Source organism: Luteimonas sp. A482 (assembly GCF_054072655.1).
In genome coordinates this window covers 115,444-141,844 of sequence record NZ_JBSVRO010000001.1, presented here as the reverse complement: position 1 = coordinate 141,844, position 26,401 = coordinate 115,444, and the positions used below count along the sequence as shown (strand labels likewise).

General features: G+C 70.2%; 17 protein-coding genes. 9 read left to right on the top strand and 8 right to left on the bottom strand.

Going from position 1 to position 26,401, the window contains the following annotated elements; translation table 11 throughout:
• The first annotated feature begins 33 nt into the window (after positions 1-33).
• The 5 genes from ACW5DW_RS00645 (at position 34) to ACW5DW_RS00625 (ending at position 3,269) form a co-directional block, all read left to right on the top strand.
• On the top strand, positions 34-927 hold the full coding sequence (locus tag ACW5DW_RS00645; protein WP_457016617.1) for a lipid-binding SYLF domain-containing protein: 894 nt from the start codon (positions 34-36) through the stop codon (positions 925-927).
• An 87-nt stretch (positions 928-1,014) separates the two neighbouring features.
• Positions 1,015-1,251 carry a Sec-independent protein translocase subunit TatA gene (gene tatA, locus ACW5DW_RS00640; protein ID WP_457016615.1) on the top strand — a complete coding sequence of 79 codons (237 nt, stop codon included), beginning with the start codon at positions 1,015-1,017 and terminating at the stop codon, positions 1,249-1,251.
• 23 nt (positions 1,252-1,274) lie between these two features.
• On the top strand, positions 1,275-1,823 hold the full coding sequence (gene tatB / locus ACW5DW_RS00635) for a Sec-independent protein translocase protein TatB (protein WP_457016614.1): 549 nt from the start codon (positions 1,275-1,277) through the stop codon (positions 1,821-1,823).
• Entirely contained in the window at positions 1,807-2,568 is a 762-nt protein-coding gene (gene tatC / locus ACW5DW_RS00630) for a twin-arginine translocase subunit TatC (RefSeq protein ID WP_457016612.1), read from the top strand. Before tatB ends, tatC begins: the two co-directional genes overlap by 17 nt.
• Positions 2,565-3,269, top strand: coding sequence for an RDD family protein (locus ACW5DW_RS00625; protein ID WP_457016610.1), 705 nt, complete (start codon positions 2,565-2,567; stop codon positions 3,267-3,269). The genes tatC and ACW5DW_RS00625 overlap by 4 nt, the downstream gene beginning before the upstream one ends.
• A 196-nt stretch (positions 3,270-3,465) precedes the next feature.
• On the opposite strand, the gene ACW5DW_RS00620 is transcribed toward ACW5DW_RS00625, so the two are convergent.
• The gene (locus ACW5DW_RS00620) at positions 3,466-4,383 is read right to left on the bottom strand and encodes a hypothetical protein (protein WP_457016609.1); all 918 of its coding nucleotides are present in this window, start codon (positions 4,381-4,383) and stop codon (positions 3,466-3,468) included.
• Between the two features lie 135 nt (positions 4,384-4,518).
• Positions 4,519-6,321: a GspE/PulE family protein gene (locus ACW5DW_RS00615; protein ID WP_457016608.1), complete on the bottom strand. Its 1,803-nt coding sequence runs from the start codon at positions 6,319-6,321 to the stop codon at positions 4,519-4,521.
• An 89-nt stretch (positions 6,322-6,410) separates the two neighbouring features.
• Here ACW5DW_RS00615 and glyQ point away from each other — a divergent pair, with 89 nt between their 5' ends.
• The 4 genes from glyQ (at position 6,411) to ACW5DW_RS00595 (ending at position 15,539) form a co-directional block, all read left to right on the top strand.
• Positions 6,411-7,310, top strand: a complete 900-nt coding sequence (gene glyQ, locus ACW5DW_RS00610) for a glycine--tRNA ligase subunit alpha (protein ID WP_457016606.1) — start codon at positions 6,411-6,413, stop codon at positions 7,308-7,310.
• A 121-nt stretch (positions 7,311-7,431) separates the two neighbouring features.
• The gene (gene glyS / locus ACW5DW_RS00605) at positions 7,432-9,672 is read left to right on the top strand and encodes a glycine--tRNA ligase subunit beta (protein ID WP_457018365.1); all 2,241 of its coding nucleotides are present in this window, start codon (positions 7,432-7,434) and stop codon (positions 9,670-9,672) included.
• 120 nt (positions 9,673-9,792) lie between these two features.
• Entirely contained in the window at positions 9,793-11,607 is a 1,815-nt protein-coding gene (locus tag ACW5DW_RS00600; protein WP_457016604.1) for an autotransporter assembly complex protein TamA, read from the top strand.
• Between the two features lie 2 nt (positions 11,608-11,609).
• Positions 11,610-15,539 carry a translocation/assembly module TamB domain-containing protein gene (locus ACW5DW_RS00595; protein ID WP_457016602.1) on the top strand — a complete coding sequence of 1,310 codons (3,930 nt, stop codon included), beginning with the start codon at positions 11,610-11,612 and terminating at the stop codon, positions 15,537-15,539.
• 219 nt (positions 15,540-15,758) lie between these two features.
• Here ACW5DW_RS00595 and ACW5DW_RS00590 read toward each other — a convergent pair whose 3' ends face one another.
• The 6 genes from ACW5DW_RS00590 to ACW5DW_RS00565 all read right to left on the bottom strand — a co-directional run bounded on the left by ACW5DW_RS00590 (position 15,759) and on the right by ACW5DW_RS00565 (position 26,282).
• Positions 15,759-16,328: a type 1 glutamine amidotransferase domain-containing protein gene (locus ACW5DW_RS00590; RefSeq protein WP_457016600.1), complete on the bottom strand. Its 570-nt coding sequence runs from the start codon at positions 16,326-16,328 to the stop codon at positions 15,759-15,761.
• Positions 16,329-16,407: 79 nt separating this feature from the next.
• The gene (locus ACW5DW_RS00585) at positions 16,408-17,511 is read right to left on the bottom strand and encodes a toxic anion resistance protein (protein WP_457016599.1); all 1,104 of its coding nucleotides are present in this window, start codon (positions 17,509-17,511) and stop codon (positions 16,408-16,410) included.
• 4 nt (positions 17,512-17,515) lie between these two features.
• The gene (locus ACW5DW_RS00580; RefSeq protein ID WP_457016598.1) at positions 17,516-18,268 is read right to left on the bottom strand and encodes a hypothetical protein; all 753 of its coding nucleotides are present in this window, start codon (positions 18,266-18,268) and stop codon (positions 17,516-17,518) included.
• Positions 18,265-23,598, bottom strand: coding sequence for a DNA repair ATPase (locus ACW5DW_RS00575; protein WP_457016597.1), 5,334 nt, complete (start codon positions 23,596-23,598; stop codon positions 18,265-18,267). Before ACW5DW_RS00575 ends, ACW5DW_RS00580 begins: the two co-directional genes overlap by 4 nt.
• Before the next feature lie 65 nt (positions 23,599-23,663).
• Complete coding sequence (locus tag ACW5DW_RS00570) at positions 23,664-25,643, bottom strand: hypothetical protein (protein ID WP_457016596.1); 1,980 nt, start codon at positions 25,641-25,643, stop codon at positions 23,664-23,666.
• Positions 25,644-25,673: 30 nt separating this feature from the next.
• Positions 25,674-26,282, bottom strand: a complete 609-nt coding sequence (locus ACW5DW_RS00565; protein ID WP_457016594.1) for a hypothetical protein — start codon at positions 26,280-26,282, stop codon at positions 25,674-25,676.
• Positions 26,283-26,401: the final 119 nt, after the last annotated feature.

The window sequence follows — 26,401 nt, the reverse complement described above, 5'->3', positions numbered from 1 at the left end:
GACGCGCGGTGCAACCTGTATTCCGGAGTCGACATGCCCCGTTCCCGCACCGCCGCGCCGTTGCGCAAGACGCTGATCGCCTCGCTGCTGGCCCTCTCGCTCGCCACGGGCGCAGCCATCGCCGGCCCCGAGGAAGACGCGCGCGCCAGCAACGCGCTACGCGTGCTCAACGAGGTCCAGGCGATCCCGGAATCGGCGATCCCCGACAAGCTGCTGGATGAGGCGCGCGCGATCGTGGTGATCCCCGACACGCTCAAGGTCGGCCTGGTCATCGGCGGTCGCCGCGGCCACGGCCTGCTGTCGGTGAAGTCGCCCGACGGTACCTGGTCGAACCCGAGCTTCGTCAAGATCACCGGCGGCAGCATCGGCCTCCAGGCCGGCGTGCAGTCGTCCGACGTGGTGCTCGTGTTCCGCAACGACCGCAGCCTCGAGTCGATCGTCAACGGCAAGGTCACCCTGGGCGCGGATGTCGGCGTGGCCGCCGGGCCGGTCGGCCGCAACGCCAGCGCCGCCACCGATGGCCAGCTGAAGGCCGAGATCTGGTCGTGGTCGCGCGCGCGCGGGCTGTTTGCCGGGGTCGCGCTCGACGGTGCGGTGCTGCAGATCGACAACGATGCCAACCAGTTGGTCTACGGCGCCAATACCACGCCGCGGATGATCCTCGAGGGTCGCGCCGGACAGGCGCCCTCGAATGCGGTGGTCGCTTTCCGCGACCAGCTCGAGGAAGCCACCGCAGCGGCCCGCGCCACGCGCGGCACCGGCGGCCAGCCTGCACCCGTCGTGGCCACGACGGCGCCGCCCGCCAATCCGGCGGGCACCACCACCGTGCCGCTGTCCGAGCAGCTGGTGCTGGACCCGCAGCCGCAGCCCTTCGAGCCGGTGGACGACAACCCGGCCCTGGTCGAGCCACTGGCCGAGACGCCCTGAATCCGCAGGGGGCCCGACGCCGCTCACGGTCGTGCCTGGCGGCGTGGAGTATCCTGAGCGCTCCTCACCTGTTCCCGGAAGCATGCAATGGGTAGTTTCAGCATCTGGCATTGGCTGATCGTGCTGGTCGTGGTGCTGCTGGTGTTCGGCACCAAGCGCCTGCGCGGCGCCGGGCGCGACCTGGGCGAGGCGGTGAAGGGATTCAAGAAGGGCATTGCCGACGAGGACAAGCCCACCGGCGAGCTCGACCACCAGCCGCCGCAGCAGGAGCGCGATGGCACCGTGTCGGGCAAGTCCCGGCAGGACGACACGATCTCGCGCTGAGCCGCGGGTCCGCGGCCGCCACCATGTTCGACATCGGCTTTACCGAACTGCTGCTGATCGCAGTGGTTGCACTGGTCGTGCTCGGCCCCGAGCGCCTGCCCAAGGCGGCGCGATTCGCGGGGCTGTGGGTGCGCCGCGCGCGCGCGCAGTGGTATTCGGTGAAGTCCGAACTCGAGCGCGAACTGGCCGCGGATGAACTCAAGCGCAGCCTGCACGACGCCCGCCAGGCCGCGGCGGACCTGCACAGGACGATGCAGGAGACCGAGGCCGAAGTGCAGGCCAAGGTCAGCGCGGCCGAAGCCGAGGCGCGGCGCGAGATCGAGAGCCTGCGCCGACAGGTCGGCGCCGCGACGGACACCGCGGCCACGGCGCCGGGGATCCTGACCACCGACCCCGCCGCCTACACCGCGCCGCAGGACCACGACACCGGCCTGCAGGCGATCGCCGCGCCGGCAGCCGCTGAAGGCATTCCCGCCGACACCGCCGGGGACGGCACTGCGTCAGCGCACGACGCCAGCGCGCACCGCGGCGATGCCGACGACACGGACGGGGATGATGGCCGGCAGCGCTGAGAACGACAGCGGCGAGAGCAGCCTGATCGAGCATCTGGTCGAGCTGCGCACGCGCCTGCTGCGCGCGATGATCGGGCTGGGCATCGCCCTGGTCGCGCTGCTGCCGTTCGCCAACCGCCTGTACGGCTGGTTCGCGCAGCCGTTGCTGGACAAGCTGCCGCCCGGCGCGCACCTGATCGCGGTCGAGGTCGCCTCGCCGTTCCTGGCGCCGCTCAAGCTGGCGCTGTTCGCCGCAGTGCTGGTGACCATGCCGTGGCTGCTGTACCAGGCCTGGGCTTTCGTCGCACCGGGCCTGTACAAACGCGAGAAGCGGCTGGCGATGCCGCTGCTGGTGTCTGCGGTGGCGCTGTTCTACGCCGGCTGCGCGTTCGCGTTCTTCCTCGTGCTGCCGGCGGTGTTCGGCTTCCTCACCGCGGTCACCCCGGACGGGGTGGCGATGATGACCGACATCAACGCCTACCTGAACTTCGTGCTGGTGATCTTCCTGGCCTTTGGCATCAGCTTCGAGCTGCCCGTCGCGCTGGTGATCCTGGTTGCGCTGGGTTGGGTGACGCCCGACCAGCTGCGCGAATGGCGGGGCTATTCGGTCGTGGGCGTGTTCATCCTCGCCGCGGTCATCACCCCGCCCGACGTGGTCTCGCAACTGATGCTGGCAATCCCGATGTGCCTGCTGTACGAGGCCGGGATCATCGCCGCGCGCATGATCGTGCCGCGGCGCGAGCCCGGAGCCGCGGACGAGGCATGAGCAGCGCGCGGGCTGCGCCTGCCGGGCTGCTGTGTCGCTATGCGGCGTGGTCGCTGGACATGATGCTGGTCGCGCTCGTCGCCCTGTCCATCTGCGCCAGCCGCGTGCGCGACGGCGCCGCGCGCAGTGCCGACGCGTTCGACGCGCTGGTGCGCTCGCTGGCGGAGTCGATGCTGGACATGCTGGCCCTCGGCGGTTCGCCGCTGGAACTGTCCAGGCAGTGGCTGTCCGATCCGCGCCACGGCGCGATGGTGGGCGAGCTTTCGGACGCCGTCTCCGCCACCGTGCTGCAGCCGCTGTTGCTGGCGGCGCTGCTGGCGCTGGCCTGGTTCGCCGCGTGGGAAGCCTCTCCGCGGCAGGCAACGCCCGGCAAGACTGCGCTTGGCCTGCGCGTGTGCACTGCGCAAGGCGGCGGCCGGATCGGCATCGCGCGCGCGGCGGGTCGCCACCTTGCCGGCACCTTGTCCTGGCTGACGCTCAACATCGGCCACCTGCTGGCGCTGGCGCCGCCGCAACACCAGGCGCTGCACGACCGCATCGCGGGCACGCAGGTGGTGCATGCGCGCGCCGAGGCGACGCTGCCGAAGTGGGCGCAGGCCTGGCTGGCGCTGCAGATCGTCGCGGGCGTCATCGCGGCAGTCTGGCTGTTCGTGGCCACGCAGGGCGCAATGCAGCGCGCCCTGGACGCACTGCTCCTGTAGGAGCGGCTTCAGCCGCGACCACGACGGTGCGGTTGCGCCGCGAGCCGGGCCCACAGCGGCGCATCCTGGAAGATCACTGCCGCCTCGTCCCTGCGCCGCCGGGATCGCGGCTGAAGCCGCTGCTACGGAAGGCCAGGTCGCGGCGGAAGCCGCTCCTGCAGAAAGCCCACGGGCGGCGCGCAGCGCAGCGGGATCTTCAGAGTTCGACCTGGTTGTCCGGCAGTGGCGGCGGCGCCACCGGCTCGGCGCAGATGTCGCGCCACATGTGGTACATCACGCCGAACATGACCACGTACATCAGCAGGATCATGCCCAGATAGACCGGCGCGACCAGCAGTATCGCCAGCGCCGGATGCACCAGCCCGCCCACCAGCGCGAGCACGCCGCCGAGCAGGGTCACCACCAGGGTCAGCGCGAACAGCGCGATGATCGACAGCACCGCCAGCACCACGATCGGCAGCAGGTTCTTCAATGCGCCGGTGAGCCCGTCTGCGACGGCGCCCAGCACGCCGCGCCCGCCCAGCGCGACCTGGCCAAAGCCGATCGCGTAGGCGCCGCCGAGGAACAGGCCGAACAGCAGGCCCAGCGCCATCACCATGCCCAGGCCCGCAGGCGGGGCCGGGATGTCCTCCGGCTGGACCGGCTTGCCGCCGGATTCCATTGTCAGCTGCATCAGCTGCATGTACCACTCGGGCAGGCCCTGCCCGAAGCTGCCGATGATCGTGCCGAACACCAGCAGGTAGAGCGCGGTCATCAGCAGGCCGAAGCCGATCAGGCGCCCTGCGCCGTTGCCGCCGCGGAAGGCGTCGAATACGCCGGTGGCGATGGCGGGCCGGCCGTGCTCGGTGGCGTCGATCACGCGCAGCACGCCGCCGATCAGCAGCGGGAACACGATCAGCGAGGCCAAGGTGGTCAGCGCCGCCACGGTGAGCAGCGCATTGGGCTGCGCGCCCATCGCCGGCTGCAGCACCATCTGCAGGATGCTCGGCAGCACTGCCACCAACGCCACCAGCCCGATCGCGCCAATCACCGCCTTCGGGTTGCTGCGGCCCAGATTGACCGCCCGCGCCAGCCACGACCATCCGGTGGCCGGCCCCATTGCACGCGTCGACATGACTGTCCTGCTTCGCCTTCGATGTGGCTGCGCCACGGATGCCGACAATGCTACTGCATCGGCTGCGCGGCGCTGGATGCGCGCCGATGGGCGGGCAGGTGGAATCTTCCTTCCGCAAGCCGCGCGGTCCCGCCCCTACTCCGTTGGCGGCAGCACCGTCAGCACCTCTTCCACCGTCGTCAGCCCCTGCGCGACCTTCTCCGCCCCGGCCGTGCGCAAGGTGCGCAGGCCTTCGCCGATCGCGGCCCGGGTAAACGTGGCCAGCTCCATCTCCGGGCGGATCAGCGCCCGCAGCAGCGGCGTGACCGGCATCAGCTCGTAGATGCCCACGCGCCCGAGATAGCCGGTGTTGCGGCATTCCAGGCAGCCGACCGGGCCGTTGGCGGTGCCCGGCACCGGCGGCGGATGCGGCCCGGGCAGCAGCGCGTGCCAGGCTTCCGCGCTGAGCTTCCTCGGCGCCTTGCAGTGCGGGCACAGCGTGCGCACCAGGCGCTGGGCGAGGATGCCGTTGAGGGTCGAGGCGATCAGGTAATGCGGCAGGCCGAGGTCGAGCAGGCGGGTGATCGCCGAGGGCGCGTCGTTGGTGTGCAGGGTCGAGAGCACCAGGTGGCCGGTGAGCGAGGCCTGCACCGCCATCTGCGCGGTGTCGAGGTCGCGGATCTCGCCGATCATGATGATGTCCGGATCCTGCCGCAGCAGGGTGCGCACACCCTGGGCGAAGGTCAGGTCGATCTGGTGGTGCACCTGCATCTGGTTGAGTTCGACCGCGATCATCTCGATCGGGTCCTCGACCGTGCACACGTTGACGTCGCTGGTCGCCAGCCGCTTGAGCGTCGAATACAGCGTGGTGGTCTTGCCCGAACCGGTCGGGCCGGTGACCAGCACGATGCCGTGCGGGCGGCTGGTCAGGCCCTGCCAGGTGTCCGCTTCTTCCTGGTCGAAGCCGAGCTGCTCGATGCTCTTGAACGCGGTGTCCGGGTCGAAGATGCGCATCACGCACTTCTCGCCGAAGGCGGTGGGCATGGTCGACAGGCGCATCTCCACCTCGCGCCCGCCCGGCGAGCGGGTCTTGATGCGGCCGTCCTGCGGGCGCCGGCGCTCGGCCAGGTCCATGCGCCCGAGCACCTTGATCCGCGAGACCACCGCGACCATCACCGGCGGCGGCATCTCGAACACCTTGTGCAGCACGCCGTCGATGCGGAAGCGCACCCGGCCCACGTCGCGGCGCGGCTCGAGGTGGATGTCGGAGGCGCGCTGCTCGTAGGCGTACTGCAGCAGCCAGTCGACGATGTTGACGATGTGGTGGTCGTCGGCGTTGACGTCGCCGGCGCGGCCGAGCTCGACCAGTTGCTCGAAACTCGGCGCCTGGCTGCCCTTCTCGCCGCCGTCCTGGTGCGCGCCGCGCACCGAGCGCGTGACGCCGTAGAACTCCATCGTGTAGCGGTGCAGGTCGAGCGGGTTGGCCACCACAAGCTCGATTTCGCGCCGCAGCAGGCGCTGCACGTCGGGCAGCCAGTCCAGCGCCATCGGCTCGCTGGTGGCAATGCGGGCGCGGTCGGACGTGACTTCCACCGGCAGGATGCGGTGCCGGCGCGCGTAGGCATGCGAGACGAGTTCGGTGACCTCGGCCACGACGATCTTGGTGGGATCGATGCGCAGGTAGCGCCGACCGCTGGCGCTGGCCAGCCATTCGGTCAGCGCTTCCAGCCCCAGCTCGCTGCTCGCGCGCTGCGACGAGGGCAGCTTGAGGTTGGCCAGCAGCACCAGCGGATGCACCGCATCCAGCCCACGCACGTGGCGCGCGCTGGCACGCGCGTGCTCGGCGTCCTTCGGCGCGAGCAGGCCGTCGGCGACCAGGCCCGCGATCACCGGCTCCAGTGCCAGCCTGCCGGGCGGCAGGCGCGCGGGTGTCGGGGCGGGACGCGGGGCTTCGTTCAACGTGACTCCGGGTGCCGGGAAATCCGGGTGCTGCAGGGTCCGCCGCTATACTAGCGCGCCCCGCGAAAGCGCCGAATCGACGCGTGCCGATGACCGGACCCACGTTCCAGGAACTGATCACCCGCCTCAACGCCTACTGGGCCGCGCAGGGCTGCGTGCTGATCCAGCCGCTCGACCTCGAGGTCGGTGCCGGCACCTTCCATCCGGCCACCTTCCTGCGCGCGCTGGGTCCCGAGCCGTGGTACGCGGCCTATGTGCAGCCTTCGCGCCGCCCCACCGACGGCCGCTACGGCGAAAACCCCAATCGCCTGCAGCACTACTACCAGTACCAGGTGGTGATGAAGCCCAGCCCGGACAACATCGTCGAGCTGTACTTCGGCTCGCTGAAGGAACTGGGGATCGACCCGCTGCTGCACGACCTGCGCCTGGTCGAGGACAACTGGGAATCGCCAACGCTCGGCGCCTGGGGCCTGGGCTGGGAGGTGTGGTTGAACGGGATGGAAGTCACCCAGTTCACCTATTTCCAGCAGGCCGGCGGGATCGAATGCCGCCCGGTGCTGGGCGAGATCACCTACGGCCTCGAGCGGCTGTGCATGTACCTGCAGAACTGCGACAACGTCTACGACCTGGTCTGGACGCGCGGGCCGCAGGGCGTGGTGAGCTATGGCGACGTGTTCCTGCAGAACGAGCGCGAGCAGAGCGCCTACAACTTCGAGCATGCCGACGTGGCCGAACTGTTCCACCGCTTCGACGCCTGCGAGGCCGAAGCGCTGAAGCTGGTCGAGGTCGGACTGCCGCTGCCGGCCTACGACCAGGTCACCAAGGCCAGCCACAGCTTCAACCTGCTCGACGCGCGCCGCGCGATCAGCGTCACCGAGCGCCAGCGCTACATCCTGCGCGTGCGCAGGCTGTCGCAGGCGGTGGCGCAGGCGTACTTCGAGCAGCGCGAGAAGCTGGGGTTTCCCGGTTTGAAGAACGTAGCGGCATGACACCACTCCCTCCCCTTCAAGGGGAGGGCTGGGGAGGGGATGGTTTTGCGACGACGCGTCGACACCATCCCCACCTAAATCCTCCCCTTGAAGGGGAGGACTTCAAAACATGGGATTCCTGATGTCTGATCTACAGCCACTTCTCGTCGAACTGGGCACCGAGGAACTCCCGGTCAAGGCGCTGCCCGGCCTGGCGCAGGCGTTCTTCGACGGCGTGCTGGCGGCGCTGGACAAGCGCGGCATCGCGGTCGATCGCGGCAACGCAAAACCGCTGTACACGCCGCGCCGCTTGGCCGTGCTGCTGCCGGGCGTGGCGGTCGAGCAGCCGCAGCAGGCCTCCGAAGTGTTCGGCCCCTACCTCAACATCGCGCTCGACGCCGACGGCCAGCCGACGAAGGCGTTGCAGGGTTTCGCCGCCAAGGCCGGCGTGGACTGGTCCCAGCTCGAGCGCGCCAGCGACGCCAAGGGCGAGCGCTTCGTGCTGCGTTCGGTGAAGCCGGGCGCGAAGACCCACGAACTGCTGCCCGAGGTGTTGCACGAGGCCATCGCCGCCATGCCGATCCCCAAGCCGATGCGCTGGGGCGACCACGCCTACGCGTTCGCGCGGCCGGTGCACTGGCTGGTCTTGCTGCTGGGTGGCGACGTGGTCGAGGCCGAGGTGTTCGGCGTGCGCGCCGACCGCTTCAGCCGCGGCCACCGCTTCATGCACGAGCGGCCCGTATGGATCGCGACGCCCGGCGACTATGTCGACGCGCTGCGCGGCGCGAAGGTGCTGGTCGACGCCGAGGAGCGTCGCAGGAGCATCGTCGAGCAGGTTGAAGCGGCCGCGCAGGCCGTGGGCGGCGTGGCCCGCATCGAGGCCGGCAACCTGGCCGAGGTCGCGTGCCTGGTCGAGTGGCCGCGCGCGGTGTCGTGCACGTTCGAGGAGGAATACCTCGCGGTGCCGCAGGAGGCGCTGGTCGCGACGATGGAGGCCAACCAGAAGTTCTTCCCGGTGCTCGACGCGGAGGGCCGCCTGGGCCCGCACTTCATCGGCGTGGCCAACATCGATCCCGAAGACGATTCTGAGATCCGCAAGGGCTACGAGCGCGTGATCCGGCCGCGCTTTGCCGACGCGCGCTTCTTCTTCGTGGAGGACATGAAGCAGGGGCTGGCCTCGATGAACTCGGGCCTTGCGAGCGTCACCTACCAGGCAAAGCTGGGTTCGGTCGCCGACAAGGTGACGCGGGTGGCGGCGCTGGCCGAGGCGATCGCGCCGCAGGTGGGCGTGGACACGACGCTGGCCCGGCGCGCGGCGGAGCTGTCCAAGGCCGACCTGCAGTCGCGCCTGGTCAACGAGTTCCCGGAACTGCAGGGCATTGCCGGCCGTCACTACGCGATGCAGGACGCGGCGCTCGCCGACCTGCCACACGCCGACCGCGTGGCCGTCGCCGATGCCATCGATGAAGCCTGGCAGCCGCGTTTTGCCGCGGACGATATCGCGCCATCGAATCTGGGCCGGGTACTGGCGATCGCGGAGCGGCTGGACACGCTGGCGGGTGGATTTGCCGCGGGGCTCAAGCCCACTGGCAACAAGGATCCGTTTGCGCTGCGGCGTAATGCGCTGGGGCTGGCGAGGACAATTGTCGAGGGCGAGATTGAGATGAGTTTCGATGGACTCATCAGCTTAGCTTCGGAACCGTTCGAGAGAGTTCTGATTTCCTCTCGAAACGACGAGCTCATACTTCAGTTGGAGAAGGCCAGCCGGGCTAGTCTCGCCAACAAGCAGGCCGTGATCGACGAGATTGACGAAGACATTCGACAGCTGCACCTCAATGAGGAGAGCGGCAACCAGCTTGTCCAAAGCTTGGTAGCTGACCTTTGGAGCTTCACCTTCGATCGTCTGAAGGGCTACTACGCCGACAAGGGCGTGCCAGTGCACCACTTCAATGCGGTGGCCGAGCACAGGCCCGTCTCGCTGATCGACTTCGACCGCCGCATCGCGGCAATCGGCAGCTTCGCAACATTGCCCGAGGCCGAGGCGCTGGCCGCGGCCAACAAGCGCATCAACAACATCCTGCGCAAGGTGGAGGAAGCGATTCCCCCAGCAGAGAACAGGGCGCTGCTGCGCGAGCCGGCCGAAGTGGCGCTGGCCGATGCGGTCGAGGCCGCATATGCGGAGACCGATGCCGCGCTCGCGCAGGGCGATTACGTGGCCGTGCTCGGACGCCTCGCGCAGCTACGCCCGCAGGTGGACGCGTTCTTCGACGGGGTGATGGTGAACGTCGACGACGACGAGCTGCGCCGCAATCGCCTGGCCCTGCTCAAGCGGCTGTCGGCGCGGCTGGGCAGCGTGGCGGCGATCGAGCATCTGTCGGCCTGAGGCGGCCAGCCCGCAGAACGTCGCTGCGGCTTGCCCCCGCAGGGCGCATCGCCCCAGCCGCAAGCCTTCAGCCCCCGTCCCGTTAATCGTCCGTCGACATCCCTTCGGTATCCTCCCCCGATGCGACTCCCCCGCCGCGCTGCCGCCATTGCCGTGCTTTTGTTCCTGTCGCTCGGCACCGCCCAGGCGGTGACCGTGGGCGAGGTGAAGATCCTCGGTCTGGACGAGGAGATGGCCAACAACGTGCGCGTGTCGCTGTCGCTGGTCGACGCGGCCGGGCAGGAGGTCAGCGGGCGCCGCATGGGCTACCTGGTGCGCACGGCCGAGGACGAGACGCGCGAGGCGCTGGAGCCGTTCGGCTTCTACTCGCCGACCATCGAGGTCGAGCGCGGCCGCGCGAACGGCAGCGTGTCCGTGACGATCCGCGTCGACGCCGGCGAGCCGGTGCGCGTGCGCAATTCCGATATCGCGATCATCGGCGTAGGCGGCCAGGACCGCTACCTGCAGTCCGACATCGATGGCTTCATTCCTTCGCCAGGCGCGATCTTCAACCACCCCGACTACGAAGCCAGCAAGATCCGCATCAGCCGCCGGCTGACCGAACGCGGCTACTTCGACGCCGATTTCGCCTCGCGCCGGGTCGAGGTGACGCGCGCCGAGAATGCCGCCGACATCGAGCTGGTCTGGACCAGCGGCATCCGCTACGACATGGGTCCGACGGTGTTCGAGCAGACCCGGCGGATCATCGGCGACGAACTGCTCGAGAACCTGGTTTACTGGGACGAGGGCGACTACTACCACCAGGGCCGCATCGACCGCCTGCGCACCTCGCTGGCGCGGCTGGACTACTTCGGCGATATCGAGATCACGCCCGATCCCGAGCAGGCCGTCGATGGCCGCGTGCCGGTGACGGTCAGGCTCACGCCGGCCAAGCGCAACATCTACACCGCCGGCCTGAGCTACGGCACCGACAGCGGCGCCGGCGTGCGCCTGGGTGCGGAGCGCCGCTACGTCAACACCCGCGGGCACAAGGCGCTGGCGCAGCTGGACTATGCGCAGAAGCGCAAGACCCTGACCCTGCAGTACCGCATCCCCGCGTTCACCTGGCGCGACGGCTGGTACACCATCAGCGCGCAAGGCAACGACGAGCAGACCGACTACATCGACACGCGCCGGATCGAACTGGTGGGCAGCCGCAGCGGCCAGTACAGCCCGCAGGTGAACCTGGTGGCCTCGCTGCACGTGCTGCGCGAGCGCTGGGCTTATTCGACCGAGGACGACGACGATCCCACGACTCCGCTGGCGTACCGCTATGCCACCTTCTCCTATCCCTCGGTGCGCGCCGAATACGTCAACGTCGACGACCGCATCTTCCCGACCAGCGGCGTGGGTGGCTCGCTGACCCTGCGCAGCGGCGTCGAGGGTGCGGGTTCGGACGCGAGCTTCGCCCAGCTGCATGCGCGCGCCAGCACCTTCAAGGGCGTGGGCAGCAACGGGCGCCTGATCCTGCGCGCCGAGGCTGGCTACACCTGGACCAGCGCCCTGGTCGACATGCCGCCAAGCCTGCGCTTCTACGCCGGCGGCGATCGCAGCATCCGCGGCTACGAATGGCGCGAAGTGGGCCCGCGGCTGACCCGCTATGAAGAAGACGAGGACGGCGGGCTGCGCGAGATCGGCTACCTCGCCACCGGCGCGCGCAACGTGGTCACCGCCAGCGCGGAGTACGAGCACTATTTCTTCGGCAACTGGGGCGCGGCGGTGTTCGTCGACAGCGGCAGCGCCTTCGACAGCAGTTCGCCAGACTGGCATACCGGCGTGGGCATCGGCGCACGCTGGCGCTCGCCGGTGGGCCCGGTCAAGATCGATATCGCGCGCGGGCTGGACGATCCGGACTCGCCGTTCACGATCGGCCTGAGCATCGGCGCGGAATTCTGACGATGGCCTTTCGACGCCGCGCGCGGCTGCCCGCTGACCTCACCCCCGAAGAGCGCGAACAGCGCATCGCCGAACTGCGCGAGCGCAGGCGCCGGCGCCTGCGCGTGCTCGCGATCCGCAGCGCGCTGGTCACGATGGGCCTGGTGCTGGCGGCCGGCGTACTGCTGTACTGGCTGCTGTCGACCTTTGGCGGCCGCGATTTCCTGCTGGCGCGCATCGTCGCCGCGCTGCCGGCGGGCAGCGAGCTGACCTGGGGCAGCGCCGAAGGCCCGGCCTCCGGCCCGCTGACCCTGCACGACGTGCGCTATGTGCAGCGCGGCTGCCCCGACGTCGATGGCGAACCCATGCCCTACGGCCAGTGCCCGCGGCCAACGGTGCTGACCTTCACCGCACAGCGCATCGTGCTGGATCCGGCGATCACGCCGCTGATCGGCCGGCGCCTGCGCCTGGATGCGATGGACGTGGAGGGCGCCGCGCTCGACTTGCCCGAACCGGCCGACACGCCCTTCGAGCTGCCGACCTGGCCGGAGGTGCTGCCCCGCATCGACCTGCCGCTGTCGCTGCAGGCCGACACCATCCGCGTCGACGGACTGCGCGTGACCCGCGCAGGCCAGGCGCTGGTGAACGTCGCGACCATCCGCGGCGGACTCGACGCGCGCCAGGGCGAGCTGCGCATCGCCGCCCTGGTCGCCGACAGCGACCGCGGCCGCTTCACCGCGCACGGCGTTTACGCGCCTGGCGACCACTACCGCGCCGACCTCACCGCCAGCGCCCTGCTGCCCGCCGCGTTCCCACGTCCGCGCCCGCGCATCGGCCTGGTGGCCCGCGGCGATCTCGACCACATGGACGTCGCCCTCGTTGGTCACGCGCCGGATCCGGTGCGCGTGGCGCTGACGCTGCGCGGCGACAACTGGAGCCTGCGCGCGGACTCGGACGCGCTCGATCCTGCCCTGCTTGCCGGCGGCGAGGCCGGCGAGCCGCTGTCGTTCTCGCTGACCGCCGACGGCCGCGGCGGCGCGGCCGACGTGCAGGGCCAGTTGCGCCGCGGCACGCTGCAGGCGGTGCTGCAGCCTTCGAAGCTCAGGCTCGAGGACAAGGTGCTGGAACTGCAGCCACTGGTGCTGGACGTGTTCGACGGGCGCATCACCGCGCGCGGCCGCGGCGATTTCAGCGAGCCGCGCGCGGCGGACTTCCGCTTCGCGGTCAACGCGCGCGGGCTGCGGTTCGGTGGCGACCCGCAGGCGGTCGATGCGCAGCCGGCCGATCCCGCGCCGGTGATCGGGATCGACGCCGACTTCGGCATCGCCGGCAGCAGTCGCGCCTGGGCGGTGATCGGCAATGCCACGGTCGAGCGCGAGGCGCTGCGTGCGCAGCTCGAGATCGATGGCCGTGGCGATCTGGAGACGCTGCGCCTGCAGGCACTGCGCGCCACCATGCCCGGTGGGCGGCTGGATGCCACCGGCGAGGTCGGTTGGTCGCCCGCGCTGCACTGGGAGCTGGAGGCGACGCTGGCCGGCTTCGACCCGGGCTATTTCGCGCCGGCATGGAATGGCGCAGTCGACGGCCAGCTGTCGAGCCGCGGCAGCACCCGCGACGACGGCGGGCTCGATCTGGACGTCCAGGCCAGCGAGCTGAGCGGCAGCCTGCGCGGGCGCCGCATCGACGGCACGGCCTCGTTCGCGATGCGCGGCCCGGCCACGGGACAGACGCGCAGCGACTACGAGGGCGCGGCCGACCTGCGCATCGGCGGCAGCCGCATCGATGCAAGCGGCTCGCTCACCGACCGCCTGCTGCTCGACGCGCGGCTGGCGCCGCTGGACCTGGCCGACCTGCTGCCCGACGCCGCCGGCAGCCTGCGCGGCACGCTGCAGGCGCAGGGCACCCGCACCGCGCCGGACGTGGAGGCCAATCTGCAAGGCACGGGCCTGCGCTGGGGCGACTACGCCGCCTCGTCGCTGCGCGTGCAGGGGCGGCTGCCGTGGTCGCGCGGCAGGGGACAGCTCGTGGTCGAGGGCAGCGGGCTCAACGCCGGCGTTGCGCTCGACCATGTGCGCATCGACGCGCGCGGCCCAGTCGAGAACCTGCAGCTCGATGCGCAGGCGCGCAGCGAGGCGCTGGGATCGCTGGCCCTGCAGGGCAGCGCGCGCCGTGGCGGCCAGGGCTGGAGCGGCGAACTGGCCGCCCTGCGCCTGGTGCCCACGCGCGGCGCGGCTTGGCGGCTGCAGGCGCCGGCGCGCTGGGCGCAGCGCGGTAGCAGTTGGACCCTGTCGCGATCCTGCCTGGATGCCGCGGGCGGCGGCGCACTGTGCGCGCAAGCCGACTGGCCGCGCACCGGGCTGTCGGTGGCGGGCACCCAGCTGCCGCTGGCACTGGTGTCGCCCTGGCTGCCCGAACGCGACGGCGGGCGGCCGTGGACGCTGCGTGGCGAGGTCGATTTCGATGGACAGCTGCGGCCGGCCGGAAGCGCCTGGGCGGGACAGCTGGACCTGCGCTCGGCCCAGGGCGGCCTGCGCAACAGCGAGCGCTCGCGCAACGACCTGCTCGGCTATCGCGACCTGCACCTGCAGGCCGACTTCAGCCCCGCCCGGATCGAGGCGACGCTGACCACCACCTTCAATGACGACGGCCACATCCGTGCGCGGATCGCCACCGGCTGGGACGCGGCCTCGCCGCTCTCGGGCGAGATCAGCGCCGACACCGACGAGCTGACCTGGCTGGAGCTGTTCTCGCCCGACATCGTCGAGCCCACCGGCCGGCTGACCGCGAACCTGCAGTTGGGCGGACGCCGTTCACAGCCCGCGCTGGGCGGGCAGGCACGGCTGAGCGGCTTCAGCACGGAACTGCCGGCGCTGGGCATCCTGCTCGAGTCGGGCGAAGTGACGCTGCAGGCGCAGGAGGACGGCAGCGCACGCATCAGCGGCAGCGTGGCCTCCAGCGGCGGCACGCTTGATATCGACGGCAGCCTGAACTGGCGCGACAGCAGCGCCCCGCTGCTGCTGCGCCTGACCGGCGAGGACGTCGTGGTCTCCAATACCCGCGACCTGCGCATCGTCGCCAATCCCGATATCGAAGTGCGCTACACGGCCGGCCAGCCGCTGTCGGTGTCGGGCACGGTGACCGTGCCCAGCGCGCTGATCGACCTGGAGCGCCTCGACGGTGGCGTGTCGGCCTCGCCGGACGTGGTGGTGCTCGATCCGGTCGACCCCGAGGCCGGCCAGTCCACGCCGCTGCTGCTCGACCTGACCCTGGCGATGGGCGAGGACGTGCTGCTGCGCGGCTTCGGCCTCGAGGGCACTCTCGGTGGCAGCATGCGCGTGCGCGCAGCGCCCGGCCGCGAGATGACCGGCAGCGGCACGCTCGAGATCGGCGGCAGCTACAGCGCTTACGGACAGGAGCTGCAGATCACGCGCGGACGGTTGACCTTCATCGGACCTGTCTCCGATCCGCTGCTGGATATCCGCGCCGAACGCCGGATCGAGGCGCACAACGTCACCGCGGGGATCAGCGTCACCGGCCGCGCCTCCGCGCCCCAGGCGGAGATCTGGACCGACCCGGCCAGCGACAACTCGCAGGCTCTGTCCTACCTGGCGCTGGGGCGGCCGCTGTCCAACCTCTCCCGGGCCGAAGGGCGCCAGCTCGACGCCGCCTCGGCCGCGCTCACCGCCGGCGGCAGCATGCTCGCCGCACAGCTCGGCGCGCGCCTGGGCCTGGACGATGCCGGCGTGTCCGAATCACGCGCGCTGGGCGGCAGCGTGCTGGGCATCGGCAAGCAGCTCTCGCCGCGGCTGTACGTCGGCTTCGGCGTGTCGCTACTGGGCACCGGCCAGGTGCTGACGCTGAAGTACCTGCTGCGGCGGGGTTTCGACATCGAGATCGAATCGAGCACGATGGAAAACCGCGGCTCGATCAACTACCGGCTCGAGGCCGATTGAGGGGCCTGCCCTGGCGCCTGGCGGAGGTTGATCCATCCGCGGATCCTTTCACCTTGTCATCTCGAGCGCAGTCGAGAGATCCCGGATCCGACGCCTCGGGCGCCAGATCTCTCGCTGCGCTCGAGATGACAATGTCATTGACTGCGGGCGCGCCTTGAAGACGTGCGTCTGCGCGGATCCGAAAGCGCCGATCCGGAGAACGGCGCCCGCGTCACGCACTCAGGCTACGGAGCGCTTCTGCCCCGCGTGCCGGCCCTCGCCGATCTCCTCGACCAGCTTGGCGCAGAAGGCCGGCAGGTCGTCGGGCGTGCGGCTGGTGATCAGCCCCTGGTCGACCACGACCTCCTCGTCGACCCATTTGGCGCCGGCGTTTTCCAGGTCCCGGCGGATGTTGGGCACCGAGGTCACGGTGCGGCCCTCGAGTACTTCGGCATTCACCAGCACCCAGGGGCCATGGCAGATGGCCGCGACCGGCTTGCCGGCCTCGAAGAATGCGCGGGTGAAAGCCAGCGCCTGCTCGTCGACGCGCAGCGCATCGGGGTTGAACAGGCCGCCGGGGATCACGAGCGCGTCGTAGCGCCCGGCATCGGCCTGCGCCAGCTCGACATCGACCGGCACCTGCTCGCCCTTGTCGAAATGCTTGAAACCCTGCACCTGCCCACCCTTGGGCGAGACGATGTCGACCTCGGCCTTGTGTTCCTTCAGCGCGCGCAGCGGCTCGAGCAGTTCAGACTGCTCGAAGCCGTCGGTGGCGAGGATGGCGACGCGCTTTCCGGTGAGATGGCTCATGGGGAGACTCCTGTGGGGAAGGAACCTCACGCTAGCGGCCGGAGCGCTTACGCACCGCGAAGGAAACGTCCGGGTGGCGTCAATGCCCCTGCACAGGTGCAGCGAGGCGCTGCTGTACGTCCTCGCGCAGCTGGGCCAGTTCGGTTTCGGCCTGGCGGCGCTGCTGCATGCCTTCGCGGTGGATCTCGCGCACTTCCTCCACCGTCTGGATCAGCTGCTCGTGCACGTGGCGCAGGGTGGCCACGTCGATCACCGCGCGCTGGTTGGCCTTGGCGGTCTCCACCGAGGTCTGGCGCATCAGCTCGGCGTTCCTGCGCATGATCTCGTTGGTGGCATCGTCGATCGCGTTGGACAGCTCGACCGCGTTCTTCTGCTCGCTCAGCGAAAGCTGGATCGCGAACTGGCGCTTCCACGAGGGGATGGTGATGTTGCGCACCGCGTTGAACTTCTCGATCAGCTGGATCGCGTTGGCCTGGATGATGCGGATCATCGGCAGCGACTGGTCGGCCGCGTGCTGCATCACCGCCAGGTCGCCGACGCGCTTGTCGAGCAGGCGCATCGCGTTCTCGATCTCGGAGCGGCGGGTGCGCGAATCCGGATCCTCCAGGCCGGCCAGCGCCTGCTGCTCGCCCGCCAGCTCGGCCAGGCGCTGCCTGCCCGCAGCCACGTGCAGGCCGAGCGCGCGGCGCTCGTCGAGCACGATGTCGTACATGCGGTCGAACTCGCCCACGCGCTGGCCCTGCGTGCCCTGCTGGCGCGCCACGTCCTGCAGCAGCTGTTCGATCTGCTGGTTGGTGTCGCTGAACTTCTGCACCAGCTCGCCCTTCGACGCGCGCATGCGGTCGATCAGGCCACCGATCACCGGCAGCTTCGAGCGGCCGGCAAAACGGTCGAGGTTGAGCGAGCGCGCAATCCGCACGACCTCGCCGAGCTTGTCGCCTGCGGCGTCGAGGTCGCGGTTGCGCACCTGGTCGAGCAGCTGGCTGGAGAACGCCGCGGTCTTGCCGGCGGCATCGCGGCCGAACACATGCAGGTTGCCCGGGGTGATGTCCTGCAGCGCGCGGCCGACCTCGGCGATCGCGCCGCGGTCGGCTTCGACCAGCCCCAGCGACCTGAGCGCCTGGTCGTCGAGCACGTCGGAAGCGGGAACGAGGGCGCTGCCGCCGGTGGTGTCCTGGGTCATGCGTCTACTCCGGTGCCTGCGGTGCGTGTCTGGGATCGAGTGTACCGGCCATCGCGGCGACTTCCGCCTCGATGGTCGCGTGGGCGCGCGCGGCGTCTGCGGCGCGCGCGCCGCCGGCCTGCGCCGCTTCGCCCAGGGCGTGCTGGCGCCAGACCGGCAGCAGCACGTCGCGGATGCGCTGGTAGCGAGCCAGCAGGTCGAGCGACTGGTCGCGCAGCAGGGCCAGTTGGGCGACGCCGGTGGTCCACGACGCGCGCACGGTGTCGAGCTGGGCCAGGCGCTGCAGCAGGCGCTCGCGCGGCGAGGCGACGATGCCCGGCACGGCGCCGGCATCAGGGTGTGCGTCGAGCCAGGCGCGGGCCTGCCCGGTGCGCGCATCGATGGCTTCGATCGAGCGGGCGACCTCGTCCATCAGCGCCTGCTGCACGGCGCTGCGGGCGCGCAGGTCGTCGGCGTCGGTGTCGGCCCGCGCCAGCAGCACACCCAGTCGTTCGCGCAGTTGCAGCGCCTCGGCTTCGGCCTGCACGTCGCGCCCCAGCAGGCGCCCCAGCAGGCCGGTGCCGTGCCGCGCCGCGCGCGGGCTGCCGGCCTGCAGCGCGCGCCTCAGATCGTCGAGCCGGGATACGAGCGCGGCCGCGGGCGCGTGGTCCAGTGCGTCGGCCAGGCGCGACTCCAGCGCCACGTCCAGCGCGTCCGCACCGTAGCCGACCACGGCCAGCACATCGTCCAGGTCGACCGGCGCCGGGCCCGCGCTCACGGCTTGCCCGGCTTCTCGTCGGCGCGGAAACGCAGCTGTCGCAGCAGCTCGTCCAGCTCGATTTCCTGTGCGGTGGGCGCGCGCGAACGGCGCCCGCCCGCCTGCCCCTGCGCCGCAGGCGCTTCGGCCAGTTTGGTGCGCAGCAGGTCGAGGATCTGCACCAGCGCCGAGTTGAGCTGCGCCTGCCGCTCCTGGCCCTGCGCGAGGTGCGAGAGCACCGGATCGAAGGCACCGCGCATCGCCTCGGGCAGCGACTGCAGCCACTGCGCCGCGCCATCGCCATCGTCGCGTCGCGTGGCCACACTCTCCTGCAGCGAGGCCAGCAGGCGCTCCCAGGGCACGTCCGCCGCGCCCTGCACCGGCGCGGCTTCCGTGCGCAGCGCGGCCAGGCCTTCGGCGATGTCGGCCAGCTGCGCGACCACGCGCGCGCCGGTGTCGGCGTCCTCGCCGCCCATCGCCTTGTTGCGCAGGAAATCGCGCTTGATCTGCGCCCAGCGCGCCGCCTGCGTCTCGTCCATCGTGGCGCGCAGCTCGGCCAGCTTGAGCAGGTTCTCCTCGGCGCCGGTGGTCAGCAGCTGCGCCTCGCCCAGATAGTGGTCGGCGATCAGCTGCTGCAGCTCGGCGACGTTCATCACCGGCGAGATCTTCTCGGCCAGCTTGTTCATGTTGCGATAGCTGCCCTGCAGCCGGAACGACGGCTCGGTGCGGTAGCGGTCGGCTTGCGCGGCGCTGGCGATGTACTGCTGGTTGACGCGGTACACCACGTCGCGCACCTGCATCATTTTCTGCAGGGTGGCGACGATCTCGTTGACCTCGGTGCCGCTGTAGGCATGGCTGAGCGCATTGGTCGAGACGTCCCTGCCCGCGGCCCTGTCGGCGAGCAGGTAGAGGTCGGCCATCTCGCGCGTGGCCAGCGGGGCGAGCACCGGGCTGGAGGTCAGGCTGTTCTCGATGTAGCTGAGCTTGAACGCATCCTCCATGCCGCCGAGCACGTCGCCCAGGTTGTAGATGTCGGCGCGGTTGGCGAGCATGTCCGGGATCCGGAACACCTCGCCCGACTCGGTGTACGGATTGCCGGCCATGACCACGCAGAACTTCTTGCCGCGCATGTCGTAGGTCTTCGTGCGGCCCTTCCACACGCCCTCGATGCGGCGCGTGCCGTCGCACAGCGAGATGAACTTCTGCAGGAACTCCGGATGGGTGTGCTGGATGTCGTCGACATACAGCATGGTGTTGTTGCCCATCTCCAGCGCGAGGTTGAGCTTGTCCAGCTCCTGGCGCGAGGTGGCGTCGGGCGCCTGCGCCGGGTCGAGCGAGCGCACCTCATGGCCCAGCGCGGGGCCGTTGATCTTCATGAAGACCAGGCCCAGGCGGCTGGCGACGTACTCCATCAGCGTCGTCTTGCCGTAGCCGGGCGGCGAAATCATCATCAGCAGGCCCATCAGGTCGCTGCGCTTGTCCTCGCCCACCGCGCCCATCTGCTTGGCGAGGTTGTCGCCGATCACCGCCAGGTAGACCTCGTTGATCAGGCGGTTGCGCACGAACGAGCTCAGCGGCCGCGCCCGGAACTCCGACAGCCGCAGCGCCTCGCGCTCGCGCGCGGCGATGCGCTGGCGCAGCGCCTGGTAGCGCTCGAAGCCGGGCACGAAGCGTTCACGATGGCTGCGGAAACGGGCCAGGAAATCATCGACCGGGATCGTGAGCTGGCCGCCCTCGATGCGCGGATGCTCGCCGAGCAGGCCGTCCACCTGCGCCACCAGGGTGGCCTCGACGCTGCGGTGGCGCAGCTCGCGCGCGACCAGGCGCAGCGCAACCGCCTCGGGCACGTAGCCAGCCAGCGCGGCATGGCGCGGGTCGCGCACCATCGCCTGCAGCCATTGCGCGAGCAGCGACCACTGCGCGGCCGGCGACGTGCACTGCCGCAGCGAGCGCTCGAAGCTGTCGACCATGCTGACCAACTGCAGCTGCGCGTCAAGCGCGTCGAGCAGCTCGCGCGCGTAGTGGCTGAAGCCGAAGGTCGGCTCGCCCTCGCGCAGTTCGGCGAACAGGTAGTCGGCGGCCGGCTGCGCGCCGCTGGCGTCGAACGGCAGCCGCCCCTCGGCGACGAACTCCGACAGCGCGCCCGCCATCTCGGCGCGGAGCGCATCGATGCCATCGCGCGTGGCGAACAGCCGCCGCACCGCTTCCGCGCCGATCGCACGTTCCGGCCACGGCTGCACGTCCTCGCGAAGCTGGTGTTGCGCCCAGAACATCAGCGCCAGCGCGCGCGCGGCCGGCGCATGCACCAGCGCGCCAGCGCCCTGGTACAGCGGCACCAGCGCCTGCAGCAGGCGCGCGGCGTCGTGGTCGTGGATGCCCTTCTCGTAGCCCTCGCGGTAGCGCGGCGCGGCAAAATCGCGCACCAGCCGCTCCAGCGCGGCCGGATCGGCCAGCGCGTGCTCCAGCGCAGCCAGGTCCAGGCCCTCGCGGCCGTGCACGGCGGCATCGAGGATCAGCCCGGCCAGGTACTCGCCGCGATACAGCTCGGGGGATTCGGAGTCCAGCGAGACCTGCCACCAGTCGCGCAGCGCCTCGAGCTCCGGATCGTGGATGGCTTCGTAGTAGTCGGTACCGGTCAAGTGCACGGCCAGGCCGTCGCCGCGCGGCAGGATGGTCAGGTCCAGTGGCTGGGTGTTGACGCTGAAGCGGTGGCGCGGGCCGAGGCGGATGACTTGGCCGCCGTCCTCGAACAGGTCGCTGCGGTCGCGCAGGCTGCGCACCGCCTGGTCGCGCACGCCCTTCAGGCGCGCCTCGATGTCGTCGGCCTTGACGCTGTCTCGATGCTCGCGCAGGCGCCCGGCCAGCTCGCGCAGCTTGAGGATCAGCGGATCGCCGGCGAAGAAGGCGTTGAGTTCGTCGAGCGTGCCGAGGCGCTCGGTGCGCCGCACCAGGCCGTCGAGGATGCGTGCGGCGGCGTCGAACACCGACTGCGCCTTGCGCTGGCGCTCGTCGAGCAGCGCCTGGCGGTGCGCATCGAAGGTGTCGAGCAGCTCCTCGCGCTTGGCCAGGATGTCGCCGAGGAACTGCTCGTGCTCGCCGAACTGGCTCTCCAGCTCCTCCAGCTGCACCATCAGCCGCGACAGCTGCTCGTCGGCGCGCTCGGGATCGGTGGCCAGGCCCAGCGCGCTGGCGATCGACTGGCCGAACAGCGCGAACTGCGCGCCGAACTGGGCGACAGCCTCGGCCGAGCCGAGGCTGCGCCGCTTCTGGTCGGCGCGCGCGCGGGCCTGGTTCAGGCGCGCATACAGCGCCGAGATCGCCTCGACCACGCGCGTGCGCTGCGTCGCGTCGTCGACCTTCAGGCTGGCCATCAGCTCCGACAGCATGTCCAGCTCGGCCGACATCGCCTGCATGGCGGAAAGCTGCTCGGCCAGTACGCGCGCCGTGTCGGCCTGCTGCGCGACCGCGTCCAGCTGCTGCAGGCGCTCGTGCAGCGGCGCCAGCGCCTTGTCGCCGCCGAGGAACTCGCCGGTGGCCGCGCCGACCTGCTCCTGCGCCAGTTGCAGCGCCTGGCCCATCGCGTCGATCGCGGCGGTGTCGATGTAGCGGTAGTCGCGGATGGTGAGCAGGTGCCCGCGCTGGCGCGAGATCTCGCCCAGTGCATCGACGAACTCGTCGATCACGGTCCAGTTGTCCGGCTGCAGCTTCGCCAGCAGCGCGCGGTGCGCCGCAGTGGCGCTGGCCATGGCCGCATCGGACTGGCGACGGATGTCCTCGACCTTCTCGTACTCGTCGAGCACCGACTCGCCGGTGGCGCTGATCTCGTGCAGCAGCGAGGCCACGCCGCCGCAGTTGCCATCGTCGAGCCAGTGGTGCGCGTCGAACATGCGCCGGGTACCGTGCACCAGCAGCTGGTAGCGCTGCGCCGAGACCTGCGCGCTGTCGATGCCGCGGCCCAGCTCGAGCAGATCGGAGATGCCGCGCACCAGGGCGGCGTTGCCGATCCGGCCCATGAAGCCGGTGCCGGTCGGCGTGCGCGCGGCGAACTCGTCGCTGGTGAACGGCGTCTGCCAGACCTGCATCGGATGGATGCGGGTGGGCGCGTCGCCCTCGGCATGGAACAGCACCATGCGCCCGTCCTGCAGGAAGGCGTAGCCGTGGCCGAACAGCGGGTTCTGCAGCTCGCGGCGGATGGTGTTGTAGACGAACAGCGCCGAGCGCCCGGCCTCGCGCTCGTAGAACACGTACAGCACGTCCTCGCCGTTGGGCGAGCGCAGCGTGCGCTTGTACTGCATGCCCTGCATGGCGGCGTCGAAGGCCTTGTGCTCGCCGTTTTGCAGGTAATAGCCGCCGGGAAAGATGATGCCGTGGTCTTCTGGCAGCTGCACGCAGGCCTGGACGATGGCGTCGTTGCGCACCACCGCGCCGGTGATCGTGTTGTAGATCAGCCCGCGCCACTGCTGCTCGCGGTAGGGCAGGACCTTCAGCAGCACCAGCGACCCGACCATGGCGTAGTCGATGGTGGCATCGTCCAGCGACTGGGTGGCGTCCTCCACCGGTTCGCTGTACACGCCCTCGCCGGTCCCGGTGTTGTTCTCGACCTTGATGGTCAGGTCACCGCCGGTGGTCTCGACGAACAGCGTGTCGAGGATGTTCAGGTGCGGGTGGCGGCCGGCGACCATCAGGTCGCGGGTGGCGCGGGCCCACTCGAAGTCGAACGGCGGCGGCAGCGCGATGTCGCGTTCGCCGCGCGAGTCGATCCACTTCAACGTGCCGTCGCTGCCGATCGCCCAGCGGAACACGCGCACATCGCTGCTGCGCTCGCCGATCTGGAAGGCGGCCAGCAGCTTGCCGTCGCGCTTGATCAGCTGCAGCAGGCGTGCGTGGCGGTAGTAGGCGTAGAGCTCGGTGAAGTCGTGGACGAAGCCCGGCTGCGCCAGGAAACTGTCCTTCGGATCCACCGGGGTGACGTCATAGCCGTCCGGCCCCTCGAACAGGCGGTACAGGCCGAACACGTCCTCGGCCCGGGTCTGGGTCTTCAGCCCGAGAAAGACGTTGTAGCCGAACAGCAGCAGGTCGTCGCCAACCTGGACGATGTCGCGGCCGACGCAGTTGTGCTCGGTGCGCACGCGGAAGCGGCCGGCGACTTCGAGCCGGCTGTCGCCGAACTCCTGCAGCCGGCGCGCGTTGAGGCCTTCGGCCATGCCGCGCAGGCGCACGCCCTGCTCGACCAGGCGACGCCGCAGCACCTCGTAGGCGCCGCCCCGGGCGACGGCCTGGTCGACCGCGCTCGTGGCTGACGCCGCGCCGTCTTCAGTCGTGCCTGTGTTGTCCTGCTTCGGATCGGTCATCGCCGGTCGTCATCCTGCCTGTGTCTTCAGCTCCTTCCCCCGCGAGCGGGGGAGGGAGCGGAGCATCAGTTCGCGGTGGTGTCCGCATCCGCCTTCGGCAGCGTGCGATTCAGGCCGATGCCGAGGTACTTCTGCATCAGCTCCTGCACCACCGGGCTCTTGTCGGCCAGGCCTTCGATCGACTTGCCCAGCGAAATCGCCCGCACCAGGCTGTCGAACATGCCGCCGTCGCCGCCGACCAGGTCGATGTCGGCGTTGCGCAGCGCGGTAGCGATGACTTCCGCGTTCTCCTTGGACACTTCCTTGCCCGCCTCGATCGAGGCCAGCGCCTGCTTGAGGCTGGTGTCGAGCGCCATGCGGTACTCCTCGTGCGCGCGCGCGTTCTCGCTGAGCGAATCGAGTGCCAGGAACTTGCGGGTCAGGCCCTCGGCCTCGGCGGCCAGCTTCCTGCCGACGACCTCGGCTTCGGCCGAGCCGATCGATTCGACCGCCGCCGCCCTGGCGCGGCCCATCTGCTCCTCGCCCTGCGCCTGCGCGCCCAGCTTCTCGGCCAGCACCTTGGCCTCGGCCGCGCCCTGCTTGAAGTTGGCATCCGCCATCGCATCGACCACGCGCGCCTCGGCGATGCCGACCTTCTCGATCGCCACCGCGCCGGCCTCCCGCACCTGCGCCTCGGCCAGCCCCGGCGCCGCGCGCTCGGCGCGCACGCCCTCGGCGATCACCTTCTTGGCCTCGGCCTGGCGATTGGCCGCCTCGAGCTCGGCCTGCGCCAGCGTGGTGATCTCGACCGCCCTGTGGCGGGCGGCGGCTTCGCCGGCCTCGGCCTTCTTCACCGACTCCAGCAGCGCCTGCTGCGCGCGCGCCTCGGCTTCGAGAATCGCGATCTGCTTGAGGCGGTCGGCCTCGGAGACCTCGCGCACCTCCTTGATGCGCTCCTCCTCCTGGGCCACGGTCTTGTCGATGGCGATGCGCTCGCGGGTGATGTTGGCCACGTCCATCCGGCCCTGCTCGACCACCTTGTCGCGCTCCACGCCCTGCAGCTGCACCTCGCGGTCGGTGGTCACCTGCTCGAGCTGGCGCGCACGCACCACGCGCTCGGCCTCGATGGCCACGGCGCGCTGGCGGTTCTGCTCGGCCACTTCCACCTCGCGCATCCGGTTCTGGTCGCGGATGTCAATCAGCTGCTGCGCCTCGATGCGCGCGGCCTCGGCCAACTGCCGCTGCTCTTCCTGCACGCGCTGGGTCTCGGCGGTCTCGCGCGCCTGGATGGTCTCGATCTCGCGCTTCTGCCGCGCCTCGGCCTCGGCCTGCTGGCGCTCCAGCGACAGCGTGGCCTCGCGGGTCTCGACGTTCTTCTTGGTGATCGCCAGGTGTTCGTTCTGCGACAGCTCGTTGGTGATCACGTTCTGCGAGGCGGTCAGCTCGGTGATCTTGCGGATGCCCTCGGCGTCGAGGATGTTGCTCGGGTCGAGCACGTGCTTGGGCGTCTGCTCGAGGTAGTCGATCGCCACGTCCTCGAGCACGTAGCCGTTGAGGTCGTTGCCAATGACCTTGATGATCTCGTCGCGAAACTCCTGGCGCTTCTCGAACAGCTCGGTGAACTCGAACTTCTTGCCCACCGTCTTGAGCGCCTCGGAGAACTTGGCGTTGAACAGCTCGTCCACCGCGTGCTTGTCGGAGGCGCGGTCGGCGCCCAGCGCCTTGGCCACGCGCAGCACGTCGGCCTGGGTCTCGTTGACGCGCAGGTAGAAGGCCACCGCGATGTCGGCGCGCATGTTGTCGCGGCAGATCAGGCCCTCCTTGCCGCGGCGGTCGATCTGCAGGGTGATCAGGCTGATCTTCATCAGCTCGGCGCGGTACAGCACCGGGATGATCAGGGCGCCAGTGAAGTGCACCTTCGGCTGCGCGCTCATGTCGTTGACGATCAGCGCGGTGCCCTGGTCGACCTTCTTGTAGAAGGACTTGAAGATGATCGCCAGCACGACGAGCAGGACGGCGATGCCGACAGCGCCGACGAGGAAGGGGCCAAGCAGTGCGAGTTCCATGAAGCGGCTCCTGGGGAACGTTCGGGTATGTCAGAGGGTGTGGTAGTCGCGCTCGGCCATCACCCGCCAGGTGTTGGCCTGCGCATCGTGGTCGAGCAGCACGACGCGATCGCCGCGCGCAATGGTCACCGCGCCGTCGTGGCGCACCTGCAGGATCAGGCCGGCGCCGCCGTCATCGAGTTCGGCCATGCCGTGGCCTGCGTCGACGCCCGGCGTGCGCACGATCGCGACCCGCCCCAGCAGCGACGCCGCCGGCACCGGCCGCATGCGCAGCACGACGCGGCGCAGCGGGCGCAGCAGCATCGCCGTCAGCAGGATCGCCGGCACCGGCGCGAGCAGCAGCAGCACCGTGCCCAGGCCGTAGCGCAGCAGCGCCGGCAGCGGCGAGAGGAAGAACAGGTGGGCGAAGTAGGTGATGATCCAGGCCAGGAACACCAGCACGCTCAGCACCAGCAGCGTGGGCAGGCCGTCAAGGCCGAGGCGCGAGACCATGCCGCCGCCGTCTCCGCCATCCAGGTCCAGCGCGTCGATGCCGAGCATGCCCAGCGCCGCGACCAGCCAGAACAGCAGCAGCCCACCCAGCACGACGCTGTAGGCGAGCGTGGGATAACCCAGGCTGGTTGTCAGGAATAGCGTCACGTCCCCTCCGAATCCCTCTCGTACCTGCGCGCTGCGTGCAGCGTGGCGTCCGTTCGCCCGCATCGCTGGCCGCAAGCGACGCGGGCCGGCGTGCATGATGCCAGCTTCCGGCGTCGTTC

What these genes read in the sequence shown, in the direction of transcription:
- ACW5DW_RS00645 (WP_457016617.1), top strand. Translation starts at nt 34, where the DNA reads ATGCCCCGTTCCCGCACCGCCGCGCCGTTGCGCAAGACGCTGATCGCC.
- tatA (WP_457016615.1), top strand. Translation starts at nt 1,015, where the DNA reads ATGGGTAGTTTCAGCATCTGGCATTGGCTGATCGTGCTGGTCGTGGTG.
- tatB (WP_457016614.1), top strand. Translation starts at nt 1,275, where the DNA reads ATGTTCGACATCGGCTTTACCGAACTGCTGCTGATCGCAGTGGTTGCA.
- tatC (WP_457016612.1), top strand. Translation starts at nt 1,807, where the DNA reads ATGGCCGGCAGCGCTGAGAACGACAGCGGCGAGAGCAGCCTGATCGAG.
- ACW5DW_RS00625 (WP_457016610.1), top strand. Translation starts at nt 2,565, where the DNA reads ATGAGCAGCGCGCGGGCTGCGCCTGCCGGGCTGCTGTGTCGCTATGCG.
- ACW5DW_RS00620 (WP_457016609.1), bottom strand. Translation starts at nt 4,383, where the DNA reads ATGTCGACGCGTGCAATGGGGCCGGCCACCGGATGGTCGTGGCTGGCG.
- glyQ (WP_457016606.1), top strand. Translation starts at nt 6,411, where the DNA reads ATGACCGGACCCACGTTCCAGGAACTGATCACCCGCCTCAACGCCTAC.
- glyS (WP_457018365.1), top strand. Translation starts at nt 7,432, where the DNA reads ATGTCTGATCTACAGCCACTTCTCGTCGAACTGGGCACCGAGGAACTC.
- ACW5DW_RS00600 (WP_457016604.1), top strand. Translation starts at nt 9,793, where the DNA reads ATGCGACTCCCCCGCCGCGCTGCCGCCATTGCCGTGCTTTTGTTCCTG.
- ACW5DW_RS00595 (WP_457016602.1), top strand. Translation starts at nt 11,610, where the DNA reads ATGGCCTTTCGACGCCGCGCGCGGCTGCCCGCTGACCTCACCCCCGAA.
- ACW5DW_RS00590 (WP_457016600.1), bottom strand. Translation starts at nt 16,328, where the DNA reads ATGAGCCATCTCACCGGAAAGCGCGTCGCCATCCTCGCCACCGACGGC.
- ACW5DW_RS00585 (WP_457016599.1), bottom strand. Translation starts at nt 17,511, where the DNA reads ATGACCCAGGACACCACCGGCGGCAGCGCCCTCGTTCCCGCTTCCGAC.
- ACW5DW_RS00575 (WP_457016597.1), bottom strand. Translation starts at nt 23,598, where the DNA reads ATGACCGATCCGAAGCAGGACAACACAGGCACGACTGAAGACGGCGCG.
- ACW5DW_RS00570 (WP_457016596.1), bottom strand. Translation starts at nt 25,643, where the DNA reads ATGGAACTCGCACTGCTTGGCCCCTTCCTCGTCGGCGCTGTCGGCATC.